At 28.1% G+C, this 16,165-nt stretch carries 16 protein-coding genes; 5 read left to right on the forward strand and 11 right to left on the reverse strand.

What is annotated here, in order from left to right:
• Window positions 1-3 precede the first annotated feature (3 nt).
• From ACQY5W_RS00295 to ACQY5W_RS00310, 4 genes are read right to left on the reverse strand one after another with little or no spacing between them, the layout of a single operon-like run.
• Entirely contained in the window at window positions 4-627 is a 624-nt protein-coding gene (locus ACQY5W_RS00295; RefSeq protein ID WP_428022925.1) for a DNA polymerase III subunit delta', read from the reverse strand.
• 2 nt (window positions 628-629) lie between these two features.
• Window positions 630-1,181 carry a HobA family DNA replication regulator gene (locus tag ACQY5W_RS00300; RefSeq protein WP_428022926.1) on the reverse strand — a complete coding sequence of 184 codons (552 nt, stop codon included), beginning with the start codon at window positions 1,179-1,181 and terminating at the stop codon, window positions 630-632.
• A gap of 2 nt (window positions 1,182-1,183) precedes the next feature.
• Window positions 1,184-2,392: an aspartate kinase gene (locus ACQY5W_RS00305; protein WP_428022927.1), complete on the reverse strand. Its 1,209-nt coding sequence runs from the start codon at window positions 2,390-2,392 to the stop codon at window positions 1,184-1,186.
• A gap of 17 nt (window positions 2,393-2,409) precedes the next feature.
• Window positions 2,410-2,913: an RNA pyrophosphohydrolase gene (locus ACQY5W_RS00310; RefSeq protein ID WP_428022928.1), complete on the reverse strand. Its 504-nt coding sequence runs from the start codon at window positions 2,911-2,913 to the stop codon at window positions 2,410-2,412.
• A 55-nt stretch (window positions 2,914-2,968) separates the two neighbouring features.
• On the opposite strand from ACQY5W_RS00310, the gene hemW reads away from it, so the two are divergent.
• The 5 genes from hemW to ACQY5W_RS00335 are packed head-to-tail and all read left to right on the forward strand — an operon-like array spanning window position 2,969 to window position 7,738.
• Window positions 2,969-4,030 carry a radical SAM family heme chaperone HemW gene (hemW, locus tag ACQY5W_RS00315; RefSeq protein ID WP_428022929.1) on the forward strand — a complete coding sequence of 354 codons (1,062 nt, stop codon included), beginning with the start codon at window positions 2,969-2,971 and terminating at the stop codon, window positions 4,028-4,030.
• A 57-nt stretch (window positions 4,031-4,087) separates the two neighbouring features.
• Complete coding sequence (gene prmC / locus ACQY5W_RS00320) at window positions 4,088-4,912, forward strand: peptide chain release factor N(5)-glutamine methyltransferase (protein WP_428022930.1); 825 nt, start codon at window positions 4,088-4,090, stop codon at window positions 4,910-4,912.
• An 18-nt stretch (window positions 4,913-4,930) separates the two neighbouring features.
• Entirely contained in the window at window positions 4,931-6,898 is a 1,968-nt protein-coding gene (locus tag ACQY5W_RS00325; RefSeq protein WP_428022931.1) for a M3 family metallopeptidase, read from the forward strand.
• Window positions 6,899-6,946: 48 nt separating this feature from the next.
• Entirely contained in the window at window positions 6,947-7,450 is a 504-nt protein-coding gene (locus tag ACQY5W_RS00330) for a hypothetical protein (RefSeq protein ID WP_428022932.1), read from the forward strand.
• A 12-nt stretch (window positions 7,451-7,462) separates the two neighbouring features.
• The gene (locus ACQY5W_RS00335; RefSeq protein WP_428022933.1) at window positions 7,463-7,738 is read left to right on the forward strand and encodes a hypothetical protein; all 276 of its coding nucleotides are present in this window, start codon (window positions 7,463-7,465) and stop codon (window positions 7,736-7,738) included.
• Between the two features lies 1 nt (window position 7,739).
• On the opposite strand, the gene ACQY5W_RS00340 is transcribed toward ACQY5W_RS00335, so the two are convergent.
• From ACQY5W_RS00340 to ACQY5W_RS00370, 7 genes are all read right to left on the reverse strand, one after another.
• Window positions 7,740-8,795, reverse strand: a complete 1,056-nt coding sequence (locus ACQY5W_RS00340; RefSeq protein ID WP_428022934.1) for a tyrosine-type recombinase/integrase — start codon at window positions 8,793-8,795, stop codon at window positions 7,740-7,742.
• A gap of 71 nt (window positions 8,796-8,866) precedes the next feature.
• Window positions 8,867-9,943 carry a chemotaxis-specific protein-glutamate methyltransferase CheB gene (gene cheB, locus ACQY5W_RS00345; protein ID WP_428022935.1) on the reverse strand — a complete coding sequence of 359 codons (1,077 nt, stop codon included), beginning with the start codon at window positions 9,941-9,943 and terminating at the stop codon, window positions 8,867-8,869.
• A gap of 12 nt (window positions 9,944-9,955) precedes the next feature.
• Entirely contained in the window at window positions 9,956-10,633 is a 678-nt protein-coding gene (locus ACQY5W_RS00350) for a chemotaxis protein CheD (RefSeq protein WP_428022936.1), read from the reverse strand.
• A complete protein-coding gene (locus ACQY5W_RS00355) occupies window positions 10,627-11,472 on the reverse strand; it encodes a CheR family methyltransferase (RefSeq protein ID WP_428022937.1) in 846 nt (281 codons plus the stop codon). The genes ACQY5W_RS00350 and ACQY5W_RS00355 overlap by 7 nt, the downstream gene beginning before the upstream one ends.
• Window positions 11,473-11,474: 2 nt before the next feature.
• On the reverse strand, window positions 11,475-13,535 hold the full coding sequence (locus ACQY5W_RS00360) for a chemotaxis protein CheA (protein ID WP_428022938.1): 2,061 nt from the start codon (window positions 13,533-13,535) through the stop codon (window positions 11,475-11,477).
• Window positions 13,536-13,547: 12 nt separating this feature from the next.
• The gene (locus ACQY5W_RS00365) at window positions 13,548-13,916 is read right to left on the reverse strand and encodes a response regulator (RefSeq protein ID WP_428022939.1); all 369 of its coding nucleotides are present in this window, start codon (window positions 13,914-13,916) and stop codon (window positions 13,548-13,550) included.
• Between the two features lie 71 nt (window positions 13,917-13,987).
• Window positions 13,988-16,165, reverse strand: coding sequence for a polyribonucleotide nucleotidyltransferase (locus ACQY5W_RS00370; protein ID WP_428022940.1), 2,178 nt, complete (start codon window positions 16,163-16,165; stop codon window positions 13,988-13,990).

The following is a 16,165-nucleotide window of genomic DNA, read 5'->3' on the forward strand; positions in this document are numbered from 1 at the left end:
AATCTATCTATGTTTTCTATGAATTATCGTTAAAAGTAGGGTAGTTAAAATATGAATTGGTCTAGAGTTTAATTCTAAAAGCTTTATAGCATTTGAAAAAGCATCTAACTCTTTTTGAGAAAGTTTTATTTTTTGAGAATTAATTTTAAATAAAATTGATTCTATTATAGATTTTGCTTCTTTTTTACCAATTTTTTGATTATCTTTTAAAAATTGATATAGACTTTTTAAATCCATTCTAAAAAAATCAAAATCCACATCAACTCTTTCAATTCTCTTTTTTAAATACTTATGTGGCATACGAGAAAGAATAGTTGGTAAAATATTTGATTTAGAAGTAGTAACAATAATAAAAACAATATTTCGAGGAGGTTCCTCTAAAACCTTTAATAAAGAGTTTTGAGCTTCTGTTCTAAAGCTACTTCCACAAAGAATAATATATTTTGTTTCACTTGAAGAAATATACGCTTCTTTTATAGTTTGCTGTGCTTGTGCAGTTAGAAAATCATCTTTTTCTTCATTTCTTATAACTCTATAACTATGATTAGGTAGAGTTTGTATCAAATCTTTTAAAGTTTCATCTATATTATTTACTATAAGTATTGTTGAACTATTTTTTTCAATCAAAATTAACTCTCAACATTAATCTCTGCAAAAAGTGCTGCACTTAGGGTTTTATTATATAATCTAAACATTTGTAGAAATTTCATATCTAAAGCGATATCACTACTTTTTAAATTAAAAGCATCTTGCTTTTCTTCATCCAATAGCCATAAAAAAGAGTATTTAGAAACTTTTGGGATTAAAGCTCTTACATCTTGACTTCGCCCTATATACCAAAAACAATAACCATTTGGGAAAGATATATTTAACATATCTTTTATATAATTTATATCATCTTCATTTTGAACATTATCAATTAGTTTATAAAATGATTTAAAATCATAAAAAGGTAAATATGGTCTATTTAAACTTTTTTTATTGATATTTGTAAGAATATACTCCAAAAACCAATTTCTTTCATCATCACTTATTACAATAACTGAACAACCTTTATCTAAAATACTAATAATAGACTTAGCAACTAAAGGTGTCCATTCATATTTTTTTTCTTCCAACCAAGGAGATAGTAGTTTATCATCCCTGATTGTATCAACTGTCCAATTTAAAAATTCTTGCACTTTTATTTATCCAAATCATATGCTTCATGTAGAGCACGAACTGCTAATTCTGCATATTTTTCTTCTATAATCATTGAAATTTTAATTTCACTTGTTGAAATTATTCTAATATTAATATTTTCACTTCCAAGTGCTGTAAAAGCTTTTGATGCAACACCAGTATGTGACTTCATACCAACACCAACTATAGAAACTTTACAAATTTTTTCATTATAATCAACTTTTTCAACTTCATTTTTAAAGTTAGCCATAACTTTTTTACAAATTTCCCAATCTGTTTTAGGAATAGTAAAATCTAAAGCTGTTTTTCCATCAACAGCAACTGTTTGAACAATCATATCAACGTTTATATTTGCATCTGCAAGGGCTGTAAAAATTGCTGATGCAATTCCTGGTCTATCGATAACACCATACATACCAACTCTAACTTGATTTTTATCCAATGCAATACCACTTACTATTGGTTGTTCCATAATATTTTCTTCCTTTGTTATTAAAGTACCTTCAACTTCAGGAGTAAAGCTACTTCTTGATACTAAATTTACATTTAACTTTTTTGCCATTTCAACTGATCTATTTTGTAATACTTTTGCACCCAAACTTGCTAATTCTAACATTTCATCATATGATATTTTATCAAGTTTCTTAGCTTTTGGTTCTATTCGTGGATCAGTTGTATATATACCATCAACATCTGTATATATTTCACAAACATCAGCATTTATAGCCCCTGCAATAGCCACAGCAGTTAAATCAGAACCACCACGTCCTAACGTAGTTACTCTACCATTTTGTGTAACTCCTTGAAAACCAGCAACAATAATGATTTTGCCTTCATCTATGGCACTTTTCATATTTGTTGTATCAATATTTTCAATTCTTGCTTTTGTGTGTTTATCATCAGTTACTATTCCAGCTTCTCTTCCACTCATAGAAACAGCACTATAACCAGCTTCATTTAAAGCAATAGAAAGTAGGGCAGAAGTAACTCGCTCTCCTGAACTTAATAACATATCCAATTCACAAGCATTTGGACTTTTTGAATAACTTTCTGCATATTCGATTAATTTATTAGTTTCGCCACTCATTGCAGAAACAACAGCTATAACATCATGTCCCTCATCTTTTATTTTTTTTATAATAGTTGCAACATTTTGAATTCTATCTAAGGTACCAACACTAGTACCACCAAATTTTAATACTTTTAACATATAACTTGTATTCCTTTTTAAATATAACCTTCTTTTCTAAAATGCTTTAATACTTGTTTGTACACAGTCCTTTTAAAAAAAGTTATATAATCATAAATATTTTTTGTTGGAACAAATTTATATTCGCTAAACTCTGGAGTATGATGAGTGTTAATATTAATTTTTGCACCATCATTTAATTTAACTAAATAATACTTTTGCACCTGACCATCATATGGTTTCATTTTTTCAGCAATTGCAGGAGGGAATTCATAACTTACCCACTCTGGGTACTCTGCAATGATTTTCACATCATTAGTACCAATTTCCTCTTCTAATTCCCTAAATAAAGCTTCTTTTGCACTCTCACCGTCATCAATTCCACCTTGGGGAAACTGCCAAGCATTTTCAACATCAGTTCTTGATGCTATAAAAAGTTCACATTTTTGAGGATACTTTGCTGATAAAACAATAGCTGCTACATTAGGTCTATAATTTTTACCATTTACTACTGTAGGTATTTTCTCACTTTTATCAATCATAAATATCTTTTCCCTTATAATAAGGGAAATATTATAATAAACTTAGGATTAAAAATTGCTTTTATACATACATATTCCATTTTGTGATAGTAAATGCTTTTACTGTGCATTTAACTCATATGTGGATAGATTTCATCTAAAACAAACTTACATGAAAGCTCTTGAAAAACAGCTTTTATACGATATTAAGCACTATTTAAAAGACGAAAAAATTGAAACAGTATTTATTGGTGGAGGAACACCAAGTTGTGTTGATTATAACGAATACAAAAATATTTTTAAAATTATTTCTCCATATTTAAAAGAAAACTGCGAAATTACAAGTGAGGCAAATCCAAATTCTGCAACCAAAGAATGGCTTAGTGGGATGAAAGATTTAGGAGTCAATAGAATTAGTTTTGGAGTACAAAGTTTTAATGATAAAAAACTAAAATACTTAAACCGAGCACACAACAGTAATAGTGCTATAAATGCTATACAAAATGCAAAATGTATAGGTTTTAATAGTATTAACTGTGATATTATTTACGGTGTACAAGGTGATAGTTTTGAAAAACTAAAACTTGATTTTGACATAATTAATGAACTAAATATAGATCACATCAGTGCATATTCGTTAACGCTTGAAGAGGGTACAAAGTTTTACAATAAATCTAAAGTAAAAATTGATGATGAAGAGTTGTCGTATGAGCTTTTTAATTATTTAAATAATTTAGGTTACAAACAATATGAAATCTCAAATTTTTCAAAATCTAAAACAATGCAATCAAATCACAACTTTGGATATTGGGAATATAAAAACTATTTAGGTGTAGGAACAGGGGCTGTTGGCTGTATTGATAATTTTAGATACTATCCAAATAAAAGCATAGAAAAATATATAGAAAATCCAATATCTTATGAAAAAGAGTACATGGATAATCTAGATATCAAAACTGAAAAGGTTTTACTGGGATTAAGATCAACAGTTGGAACTGATTTAAATTTATTTAATAAAAAAGAATTAGAAAAAATAGAAATATTATTGAATGAAAATAAAATCTTCAAAAAAGAAAATAGAATATACAATTACAATTTTCTTCTTGCAGATGAAATTTCCTTATATATATTAGATTAGTTTTATTAAAGTCTAATTTATACTCTATAAGTATAATACGGTTTTTAAAGGAGTTTAATGACAATAAAAGAGTGTATTAAAAAATATTCACAAGAACTTAAAAATGTAACCCATATACCCGCAAAAGAAATAGAAATACTAATAATGTTTTTACTTGAAAAAAATGTTATTTGGATACATCTAAATAGTCATATAGAATTTACAAAAGAAAAAGAATTGGAAAAGTTAGTTAAAAAAAGAGCAACCCATTATCCACTAGAATACATTACAAATAAAGTCTCTTTTTATGGTGAAAATTTTATTATAAAAGAGAATGTTTTAATTCCAAGACCAGAGACAGAAATATTAGTAGAAAAAGCATTTGAAACTTTAAAACAAATATCTAATCCAAAAATAGTTGAAGTTGGAACAGGTAGTGGAATAATTTCTGTAATGCTTTCAAAACTACTTCCAGAATTAAAAATTGTAGCTGTAGATATAAATGATGATGCTTTGAATTTAGCAAAAGAAAATGCAATAAAACATAATGTTAAAAAACAAATTACTTTTATAAAATCTGATTTATTAAAAGAAATTAATGGTGATTTTGATATGTGCATATCAAATCCTCCTTATATTTCAGATAGTTATGTTTTACCACATAATGTAAATTTTGAGCCAAAAAATGCACTTTTTGGAGGAACTATTGGTGATGAACTTTTAAAAAACTTAATAGAAGAAGTTTCATCTAAAAATATAAAATATCTATATTGTGAATATGGGTATGACCAAAGAGATTCAATAAAAAATTATATGAAAAACTTCAATGTTAAATCACTAGAGTTTTATAAAGACTATTCTGATTTTGACAGAGGGTTTTTAATTGAATTTTATAATAAATAAATAAATAAAAGGAATAATATGTTTGATGAATTTAATACAAATGATTTAGAGAATAAAAAAGAGTTATTAGAGCTAAAATTAAAAGAATCAAAAGAAGAAATAGAAAAGCTTTTACAAATAGAAAATAAGACTTATGAAAACTTTGTTAAGCCTTATCAAGAAATAGGGGAGAGTATTAATATTTTCATAACACCAATTTTTCATTTAGATTCTGTTAAAAACTCAGAAATAACGACAAAAGTGCATGAAGATTGCCTTCCTTTAATCTCAATTTATGAAACTGAATTAAGTCAAAATGTAAATATTTATACATCATTAAAAGATATACAATATAACTATAAATATATATTAAATGATATACAAAAAAAAGTACTTGAAAATGAAATTAGAGACTTTGAATTATCTGGTTGTCATTTAAATAATAATTTAAAAGAGAGACTAAAAGAGATAAATTTAAGACAAAGTGAGTTATCTCACAAATTCTCACAAAATCTATTAAATGCAACAAATTCATATGAAATGATAGTAGAAGACTATGAAGATGTAAAAGAAATTCCAGAGTCGGATTTGGAACTTGCTAAATTTGAAGAAGAGGGTAAAACCAAATACAAATTTACATTACAAATGCCTTCTTATATCGCTTATATCACGTATGGAACAAATAGAGAAAAAAGAGAAGAAATATATAAAGCATATTGTACAAGAGCACCAGAAAATGGAAAAATTATAGAAGAAATACTAGCTTTGAAAGATGAAAAATCAAAAATACTTGGATTTTCTTCGTATGCAGAGTATTCACTTAGTACAAAAATGGCTAAAAGAGAAGATGATGTAATAAATTTCTTATATGAACTAGCTCAAAAAGGCAAAGATGGTGGAGAAAAAGAGATAGAAGAGATAAAAGAATTTGCAAAAAAAGATGGAATTGAAGATCTTAAATCTTATGATATATCTTATTATTCAGAAAAATTAAAAAAAGAAAAATATGATTTAGATGAAGAATTTTATAGACCATATTTTGAAAAAGAGTCAGTATTAAAAGGATTTTTTGATTTTCTTAATTCTATATTTGATATTGAGTTTAAACCTGCTAATACTACAACTTGGGATGAAAAAGCAACAGCTTATGACATATATGAAAAGGGAAAAATATCTTCTAGAATTTACATAGATTTGGAATCAAGAAAAGATAAAAGAGGAGGAGCATGGATGAACAATTGGCATTCATATTATGTTGATAAACATAATAATATTCATTTGCCTACTGCTTTCATTGTTTGTAACTTTCCTCAATCTACAAAAAAAACAAAATCACTTCTTAGACACTCTGATGTTGTTACTCTTTTTCATGAAATGGGACATGCTTTACATCATTTATTAAGTAAAATTGAAGAACCATTTATTAGTGGAATAGCAGGTGTTGCATGGGATACTGTTGAGTTTCCTTCTCAATTTTTAGAATATTTTTCATATGATAAAACAGTTTTAAAACAGTTTGCAAAACACTATAAAACTGGTGAAACTTTACCTGATACAGCCATTGATAAAATCATAAAAGCTAGAAATTTTCAATCATCTTTAAATATGATAAGACAAGTTGAATTTGCTCTTTTTGACTTCAAACTTCACCAAAAACTATACAAAACAGAAGAAGATGTACAAAAATTATTAAATGAAATTAGAGATGAAATTTCAATCATAAAACCACCAATTTACAACAAATTTCAAAATGGTTTTTCTCATATTTTTGGAGGAGGGTATGCAGCAGGATATTACTCTTACAAGTGGGCAGAAGTATTAAGTGCAGATGCTTATTACATGTTTATTGAGTCTGAAAATAGTTTTAATAAAGAGTTAGCATTAAAATATAAAGAAACTATTTTAGAAAAAGGTGGTTCAGCTGATATGAATGAGCTATTTTACGAATTTGCACATAGAGAACCAAGTGTTGATTCATTATTAAAAATTGATGGAATTATTAGCTAATTTTTGGCACAATACGGTTTGATAATAATATCAATGAAGGAAAAATTAATGAGTAATAATAGTGATACAATTTCTAAATTAAGTGATGCTCTTTCTAATTTAATAAATGCATATGAAACTTTACAAAAAGAAAAAGAAGATTTAGAAAAAGAAAATGAAGGATTAAAAGGCAATATAAAAGAACTAGAGTCTTTAAATTCTGATCTTGAAAATAAGTTAAATGAGATTAATTCAACTAATGAAAAACATGGAAGTAATATAAACTCAATGTTAAGTAAAATAGAGACTATTTTAAAAGTTGGAGATAAGAAGAAAGATACAACTAATGAGTCTAATACAACTCAGCCATTTAATCAAACAAGGGAATCTCAAACAACTAATAATATAGATGAAGAGGAGTTTTTAACAACTCCTATTGTCTCTAGTGATGCTTTTTTAAAACCAAAGGCTGAAGCTGTAAAAGTAGATGATATTCAATTAGATAAAAAGTCTTCTGATGAAAAAATTGATTTAAATAGAATGGCCTCATTGTTAAATGGATTTAATAAATAAGTAATAAAAAGAATGATACTACTTTTAAATAAAATATCTTTATACTCTACTTTTGGAGTAGATGATTTTGATTCTTTAGATAAAACCATAAATAATATGGCTCCATCTATGGTTGAGTACTATTTATCTGACTTATCAAATGGAGTTGAAAATATTTATTTAAATAAAAAAAACATACAAAATAGTCTAAATATAGGAGATTTTTCCATATATTTAGATTATGAAGATGAAGTCTATTTGGAAATAAATGATGAAAAAGAAGATTTAGAAACTTCTAGTTTATGGTAATTTAATCAATTAAATTTGTAGTTGCTTTTAATCTTTCCTTATCAAAATGGGTATATATTCTTGAAGTATTTATATCTGCATGTCCTAAAGCTTCTTGTACAAGAATAAGGTCATGATGTTTTTGATATAAAAGTGTTGCAAAACTATGTCTTAGCATATGTGCACCATTTTTTTCTTTTCTAATACCACATGAAATAAGAATCTTTTCAACTATTCTACTTATATATGCTTGAGTTAATCTATTTCCTTTTTTATTACAAACTAAAAAGTCATCTTCACAAATCCTTTGATTTAACCAATAATCTAATTCATTTTGAATAATTTTTGATTTTATCATTACAACTCTTGGCTTATTACCTTTTCCTCTAACTTGTATTATAAAAACATCATCTTCTTTATATATATCTTTTAATTTTAAATTTAACATTTCAGAAACTCTAATTCCTGTATAAATTATAATTTTAAGAATCAATCTATTTCTATACCTAATATCTTCTGAAAACTCATAATTTTCAACAGCATCTAAAAATCTAGTTATCTCATCTTTATTCATATATGAAGGTAGTTTTGTACCTGATTTACCTCTAAGTCCACCCCAGTTTTTCAGCTCAATTTTAAACATATATGAATTGCCATCTTCTGTTTCATTTTGCTTATCAATATATGAAAAAAAAGCGAGTAGGGCTATTCGATGGTTCTTTTTAGAAGCATCAGACAATCCACTTGTTGTTGTAGCTAAAAAATCACTCAATAACTCTTCATCAATTTCTTTCATAGAATCTAAACCTAAATTTATTAGAAAATCATACAATTTTGATAAAGGATTATAATACGTATTAATTCCTGATAGTCCAATATTTCTAGCACTTTTTACTAAAGAAGTTAATTCATCTAAATTTTTAGTACCTTTTATTAATTCTTTAATTATCATTGCCAATTTATTTTTGTCATTAACATTTGAATTACTAAGTGAAGTTAATTTATTACGAATAAATCTCTCAATCCAAAAGAGAAGTGTTTTATCAAAAGTATCACAAAAATCTAAATCATATCGCATGAGAGTCCTTTTATATTACAGTTTGAAAATTATAGTTTTCAATACTAATAATTATACCAAAATAAACTTTATTATCTTTTATGGTTATTTGAAAATTCTATAATATACTCAGCAATTTCATCTAAATGAACAATATCTTTTACTGCACCAATTTCAATAGCTTTTTTTGGCATACCAAAAACAACACAACTTTCTTCATTTTGAGCAACAGTATAAGCACCATTATCATACAATTCTTTTATTGCAATCATACCATCATCTCCCATGCCTGTCATCATTACAGCCATCGCAGATGAACCAACAACATTATTAACTGATCTAAACATAATATTAACACTAGGCTTATGATGAGAAATTCTAGTTCCATCTAAAAGTTTTGTGTAATAATCACTACCTCTTTTTTCAATAGTCAAATGCATATTCCCAGGTGCTAAAAAAGCCTTGCCTTTCTCCAATTTCATACCATCTTCTGCTTCATAAACATCAAGAGCTGATTCATTGTTTAATCTTTGTGCAAAAGATCTTGAAAATCCATAAGGAATATGTTGTGTGATAACTATAGGGGGTAAATTATTTGGTAATGATTTAAAAACTCTCAAAAGAGACTCTACCCCGCCAGTTGAAGAGCCTATAGCAATAACTTTTGTTCCTGGAAATCTTGCAGGAGATGAAGGAAGTAGTTGGTCAGGATGAACTTTAGTATTTGACTCTAAATCAGTTTTCTTTTGAAGTACAACTTGTGGTTTTGGTTTTTTTAACGTATATCTTTGAAGTAAAAAAGTAAGATTTAGTAGATTATCTTTTACTCTTGATTGAAAGGAAACCATTGATTCACCACTAGCTGGTTTTTCAATATATCCAACTGCACCATCATCAAAAATATCATTTCCCCTTGCACCCTCACCTGATACAACAACAGCTGGCATAGGGTGAAGACGCATTAAGTTTCTTAGAAAAGTAACTCCATCCATTTTAGGCATATTAATATCAATCGTTACCAAATCAGGCTCAAACTTTTTAATTTTTTCCCTTGCATCAAAGGCATCTACAGCTTCTTCAATAACTTCAAATTCATCAATAGAATTAATAATATCTTTCAATATTCTTCTCATTGACAATGAATCATCTATTACTATAACTGTATACATCTCATAATACCTTTAAAATAGCTCAATATCCATCTCTGGAGCTGGTACTGGGTCATTCCCAAATAAGTCAACACCACCAACATACTCTTTGATAACTGGTGCTTTTGTAATTTCCACTTGTAATGATTTTTCTTCTTGAATAACTTTTGAATCAGTTTCATTTTTATTTGTAACTTTAATAAATGTTTCAAAATTATTAGTCATCAAAATCAATCTTGCATGATCCCCTCTTGTATGTTCAGAAAGTATTTCAAATCCTTCTGACTTACAAAAATCTTTTGCAAACTCAACATTTCTATGCCCTATTGAGTTAATATTTGAAGCCATTAATTGCATAATATCTGCTCCACCAGAAATTTTTGCTTTTAAATTCTTTTTTGTACAACCTAATTTATACATTTCATTTAGCATTGCCTCAACAGAATAAAGACCATATTTCATATCTTCATTTGAATTGTTGGTTGTAGGTAAAAGAAAATGATTCATTCCTTTAATTCTTTTAACTGTATCATAAAACATAATTGCAACACAAGAACCTAATAAAGTCTTAAATGCAATTTCATAATCATCAGAACTAACTGCAAATTCTCCACCAATTACAGTATGTGCCTTATAACCTTTTATTGTCTGAGTAGAAAGATTATTGGTAACTTTTTCAATACTTCCATCTTTATGTCCTAAAATTACCAAGATATTTCCTTCTCTTTTATAAAAATGTTTTGCCCTATTCTTTTCACATATGCCTCAAGTTTTCCAGGACTTTCAGAATGTCCGATATAAAGAGTTCCCCCTATTTTCAGATGTCTAAACAATTTAAATAATATCTTTTCTTGGTCTTCTGAAGAAAAATATATTAATACGTTTCTACAAAAAATAACATCAAATTGATTCTTAGCAAAAGGATAATTATCATCATTTAAATTCATTACTTGAAATTTAATCATTCTTTGTAATTCTTCTTTAACTTTAATCAAAACTTCTTCAGATGCTAAATTTTTTTCAACTCTTTTTTTAAAATATTTTTGTGGTTTTAACCAAGATGGAAATTCTTTTGAGCTTTTAGAATATCTATATATTCCGTTTGCAGCATATTGAAGTACATTTGTATCAATATCAGTTGCTATAATAGAAGCATTTATCTTTTTACCTAATTCTTCTTGTGTTTCTAAAATTGTCATTGCCATTGAATAAGGTTCTTCACCTGTTGAAGAAGCGGAACAATACAATTTAATCTCTTGATTATTTTTAGATAATTCTGGTAAAACTCTATTTTTCAAATCAGTAAAATGAAATTCTTCTCTAAAAAAATGAGTTTTATTTGTTGTAAAAGCATTTATAAATTCTGTTTTATAATTACCCTCTTTAATAGCATCCAATAATTCATCTAAAGAACCTTGAAAAGAGGCATTTCTCTTCAATTTATGAAGTCTATTTGAAATCATAATATCTTTATTTTCAGTAAGCGTTATTCCTGTAAAAGAGTATAACAACTCTTTTACTTTTTCATGTAAATGAAGTGTATCGTCCATATTTATGAAGCTTTCACAATTCCTAATTCTTTTTCTTTTTTAACCTGCGCATTGATAATACCCAAAACATCTAAAATCAATCCTATACTTCCATCACCTCTTACAGTTGCTGCACCTACACCTTCAACTGATCTAAAGTTTTTATCTAAAGGTTTTACAACTACTTGGTATTGATTCAAGAATTCATCAATAGCAATTGCTATTTTTGTATTTCCTTGTTTAACAACAATTAACATACCTTCTTCAAGTTTCGTATATCTTGGTTCTACGCCAAAAAGTTTATGAAGTCTAACGATAGGAATAAATTCTTCTCTTAACATCAATAAATCTTGTGCACCATCACCAATTTTTTTGATCATTTCAGGAGTTGGTTGTAATGACTCAACAATAGAGTTTAGTGGTAAAATATATCTTTGTTCTCCAACTGCAATATCAAGTCCATCTAGAATTGCCAAAGTTAAAGGTAACATAATTGTAATTGTAGTTCCAACACCAATAGTTGTATCTAAATTAATAGCACCTCCAAGTTTATGGATATTAGTCTTAACAACATCCATTCCTACACCACGACCTGAAATATCAGTAATTTGTTCAGCTGTAGAAACACCTGCTCCAAATACTAACATAGCTTTTTCATTATCAGTCATTTTAGATAATTGATTTTCATCAATTAATCCATTATCTAGGGCTTTTTGAGCAACTTTTTCTCCAACAATCCCTTTTCCATCATCTTCTATTGTAATAATCATTTGACCATTTGCTTGCTCAGCTGAAATAATTATTTCACCCATCTCATTTTTACCTGAAGCAATTCTACTTTCAGGAGTTTCAATACCATGGTCCAAAGAGTTTCTAATAATGTGCATTAAAGGATCTGTTAATCCTTCAATCATAGCTTTATCAATTTCAACATTATCCCCAAAGTGTTTGAAATCAACTTTTTTACTTAATTTTTTAGAAATATCTCTTACAACTTTTGGGAATTTAGAATAAATAGATTCCATTGGAACCATTCTTATGCTCATAATAGAATCTTGCATATCTCTAATATGTCTTTCTAGTTGTTCTAATCTTTCATATACAGAGTTTTGCACTTTATTATCTTCAATTGAAGAAGTGAACTGTTTAAGCATAGCATTTGTAATTACTAAATCACCAACATTATTCATTAATAAATCAATTTTATCTAAATTTACTCTAATATTATTAGTAGCAGCTGCTGGTTTTTTCTCTTCTCTATTTCTAGCTGCTGCAGATGGTCTAGCCGCAGATGGCGTTGCAGAAGCTGTAGAAGGAGTTGTTGTTGGTGCTGGTGTTACTTGTTGTATTGGTTTAGAAACAGATTTTTCCTCTTCTTCTTTATCTACTTTAATAGTTGAAGAAGGTGTTATATCTTCAGCATCATCAAAAAATCCAAAATTATCACTGTTCGTATTATTACCTTGATTTGAAACTTTTATTTCGTCATTGAAAAAACCAAAAGAGTCATTTTCAAAAGAGTCATTTTCTTCTAAATCGTCATCTTCGAAAATTCCATAAGATGTTGATGTTGATTTTGCTATAGAAACATCATTTTCTTCTTGAACTTCAACAGGTGAATTTTCTTGAATATTCTCTTGAACTACAGCTTGTGGAGCAGATTCTTGTGATGAAGGACCTTCTCCATTTATATATGCTCTAATTTGAGTTAACATCTCTGCTGTCATAGAAGTAAAAGTTTCTCTATTGATATCTTCTGCAACTTCTAATTCTAAAATCTCTTTCATTATATCCATAGCATCCATTAGTGTTCCAGCCATTTCTGGAATAAACTCAATTTGATGATTTCTTAATTTGTCCATCATGTTTTCAACATCATGTGTAAATTCAGCAAATAATGGAAGTTCAACAGAAGCTCCACTACCTTTTAGAGTATGTACGTCCCTAAATAGTTGTCCCATTTCATCATCAGTAAGAGAACCGTTATTTTCAGCTTCTAATAAAACATTATCTGCAGACTCAAAAAGTTCCACAGCTTCTTCTAAAAACATCTCTCGATATTTTGATATATCAAAACCAGCCATAATAATACCCTCCTATCTATTTAAAACTATGTTAACAGCTTTTAATAATTGATCTGGAACAAATGGTTTAACAATCCAACCTGTTGCTCCCGCCGCTTTCCCTTTTGCTTTCATATCATCACTTCTTTCAGTTGTCAAAACTAAAATAGGTTTTGTTTTATATTTATCAACTTTTCTTAATTCACCAATTAGAGTCAATCCATCCATATTTGGCATATTAACATCTGTTATAATTAAATCAAAATCGTTAGCTTTTGCCTTTTCTAAACCGTCTACACCGTCTACTGCTGCAATAACATCACTGTAACCACCCTCTTTTAAAGCATAGGTTAACATGTCTCTTAACATAGTTGAATCATCCACTATTAAAAGCTTTGCCATAGTATTTCCTTAATACGAAAAAATAATATTTTATAAATAATAACTAAAGAACTATTAATTTAGTATAAAAATTAGATATTAGCCGAAGCTAATTCGATTCTATCTTTACTAACCTTTAATACTTTTAGTTCAACTTTATCACCAACATTTAAAATATCTGATACATTTTTAACTCTATCTTTAGAGATTTTAGAAATATGTAATAGCCCTTCTCCACCTTTTGGTAATTTCATAAAAGCACCAAAATCAACTATTCGTTCAACTATACCTTCTAAAATTTCATCTTCTTTATACAATGAGTCAAAAATAATTTTTTCATTTTGTTTTCTTGATGGTGCATTATTAGAAATAGTTTTTATATGCTCACAAGCATCTAAAACATTTTGTTTACACTCACCTGCTACTTTTACATTTCCACTATCTCTATCTAAATCAATAGATACTGAAAATTTCTCAATTATCTCTTTAATTGTAGCTCCAGCTTTTCCTATAACTACCATTATTTTACTTGGGTCTATAGCAAATTGTTCCATTAAAGGTAATGCAGGACTAGGAATAATATCAACAGCAGCTTCTTCCATTAGTGATAAAATATGTTCTCTACCCTCTTTTGCTTGTAAAAGTGCTTCTTTTAAAACACTTAGCTCTATTCCACCTAGTTTAATATCCATTTGTAAAGCTGTAATTCCTGTTTTTGGTCCAGCTACTTTAAAATCCATATCTCCATCATGATCTTCTAATCCCATAATGTCAGTTAAAACACAATGTTTGTCACCTTCTAAAACCATTCCCATAGCAACTCCAGCAACTAAACCAGAAATTGGAACACCCGCAGCTTTAAGTGCCAAAGAACCACCACAAACAGTTGCCATTGAAGAAGAACCATTTGATTCTAAAATTTCAGACACTAATCTAACAGTATCTCCAAAATCTTTGTCAATAGTTGCTTCTAATGCTCTTTTCCCTAAATTTCCATGTCCAAGTTCTCTTCTTCCCACTCCAAACATAGGTTTAGCTTCACCAACAGAAAATCCTGGGAAATTATAATGAACCATAAAGTTTTCCATAGAAGTTGATTTTTCATTCAGTGTTTCAAACATTTGTCCATCTTTTGCACCAGCTAATGTTGCTACAACTAAAGCTTGTGTTTCACCTCTTGTAAATAAACAAGATGAATGAGCTGAAGGTAAAATGTTAGTTTCAATTGAAATTGGTCTAACTGTTTTTAAACCTCTTCCATCTGCTCTTACATGCTCATTTACAATCATTGCTCTTACAATCTCTTTTTTCACTATTGAAACAGCTTCATAAACATCATTAAATGGAAATTCATTAGAAGTACAATATTCATCTTCAGCAATCTTTTTAGCTAAATCTTTTAACTCTGTTGCTCTTTCACTTTTAGCTAATTTTTTAACAGCATCTTTTACATCATTTAAATATATATTTTTAACATGAGCAATTAAATCTTCAGAAATAGTAAATTCTACAAGTTCTACTTCTTGCATCTTTTTACAAACATTTTCAAAACCAGTTTCATAAGTTGTATTAGCTTCTTTTAAAGCAATTTGAGCAATAGAGATAGCTTCAACTAGCTCATCTTCACTCATTTCATTTGTTTTATGAACTTTTGAAAATGCTTCAATATCAACTTCAACCATATCTTCAGATGAAATTGCTCTCATCTCAATCATTAAAAGTTCATCTTTTGAACCAGCAACATATAAATCTAATGTTGAATTATCCATATCAGTAACATTTGGATTAACAACATATTCACCATCAATTCTTGCAACTCTTACACCAGCAACTGATTTTTTAACTGGTAAATCAGAAGTATAAAAAGCAGCACTAGCAGCATTTAAAGATAATGTTTGTAAATCAACATCCTTATCTGCACTTAATACCATTACTGTAATTGTTGTAGGATAAACATAACCTTTTGGAAAAAGTGGTCTTAAACTTCTATCTATAATTCTTGAAGTTAATGTTTCCAATTCACTTGGCTTACTCTCTCTTTTGAAAAAACCACCTGGCATTTTTGCTGCGGCATAAGTTTTTTCAATATATTGTACAGTTAAGGGAGTAAAATCTTCTGAAACAGGATTATCAAACTCACTTACAATTGTTGCTAAAACAACTGCCTTACCACATTTTGCTAAAACTGATCCATTAGCTTGCTTTGCTACTTTATTAAACTCAAATATTTCCTGTTTTCCATTTAATTCAAACTCACATACTGTTGACAT

The sequence above is a fragment of the Arcobacter sp. genome (assembly GCF_050300555.1).
In the GTDB taxonomy this organism is placed as follows: Bacteria; Campylobacterota; Campylobacteria; order Campylobacterales; family Arcobacteraceae; genus Arcobacter.

Bases quoted from the DNA above. Each gene is read 5' to 3' on its own strand.
- ACQY5W_RS00305 (WP_428022927.1), bottom strand. From the start codon at position 2,392: ATGTTAAAAGTATTAAAATTTGGTGGTACTAGTGTTGGTACCTTAGAT.
- ACQY5W_RS00310 (WP_428022928.1), bottom strand. From the start codon at position 2,913: ATGATTGATAAAAGTGAGAAAATACCTACAGTAGTAAATGGTAAAAAT.
- prmC (WP_428022930.1), top strand. From the start codon at position 4,088: ATGACAATAAAAGAGTGTATTAAAAAATATTCACAAGAACTTAAAAAT.
- ACQY5W_RS00325 (WP_428022931.1), top strand. From the start codon at position 4,931: ATGTTTGATGAATTTAATACAAATGATTTAGAGAATAAAAAAGAGTTA.
- ACQY5W_RS00330 (WP_428022932.1), top strand. From the start codon at position 6,947: ATGAGTAATAATAGTGATACAATTTCTAAATTAAGTGATGCTCTTTCT.
- ACQY5W_RS00335 (WP_428022933.1), top strand. From the start codon at position 7,463: ATGATACTACTTTTAAATAAAATATCTTTATACTCTACTTTTGGAGTA.
- ACQY5W_RS00340 (WP_428022934.1), bottom strand. From the start codon at position 8,795: ATGCGATATGATTTAGATTTTTGTGATACTTTTGATAAAACACTTCTC.
- cheB (WP_428022935.1), bottom strand. From the start codon at position 9,943: ATGTATACAGTTATAGTAATAGATGATTCATTGTCAATGAGAAGAATA.
- ACQY5W_RS00355 (WP_428022937.1), bottom strand. From the start codon at position 11,472: ATGGACGATACACTTCATTTACATGAAAAAGTAAAAGAGTTGTTATAC.
- ACQY5W_RS00360 (WP_428022938.1), bottom strand. From the start codon at position 13,535: ATGGCTGGTTTTGATATATCAAAATATCGAGAGATGTTTTTAGAAGAA.
- ACQY5W_RS00365 (WP_428022939.1), bottom strand. From the start codon at position 13,916: ATGGCAAAGCTTTTAATAGTGGATGATTCAACTATGTTAAGAGACATG.
- ACQY5W_RS00370 (WP_428022940.1), bottom strand. From the start codon at position 16,165: ATGTCAACAGTATGTGAGTTTGAATTAAATGGAAAACAGGAAATATTT.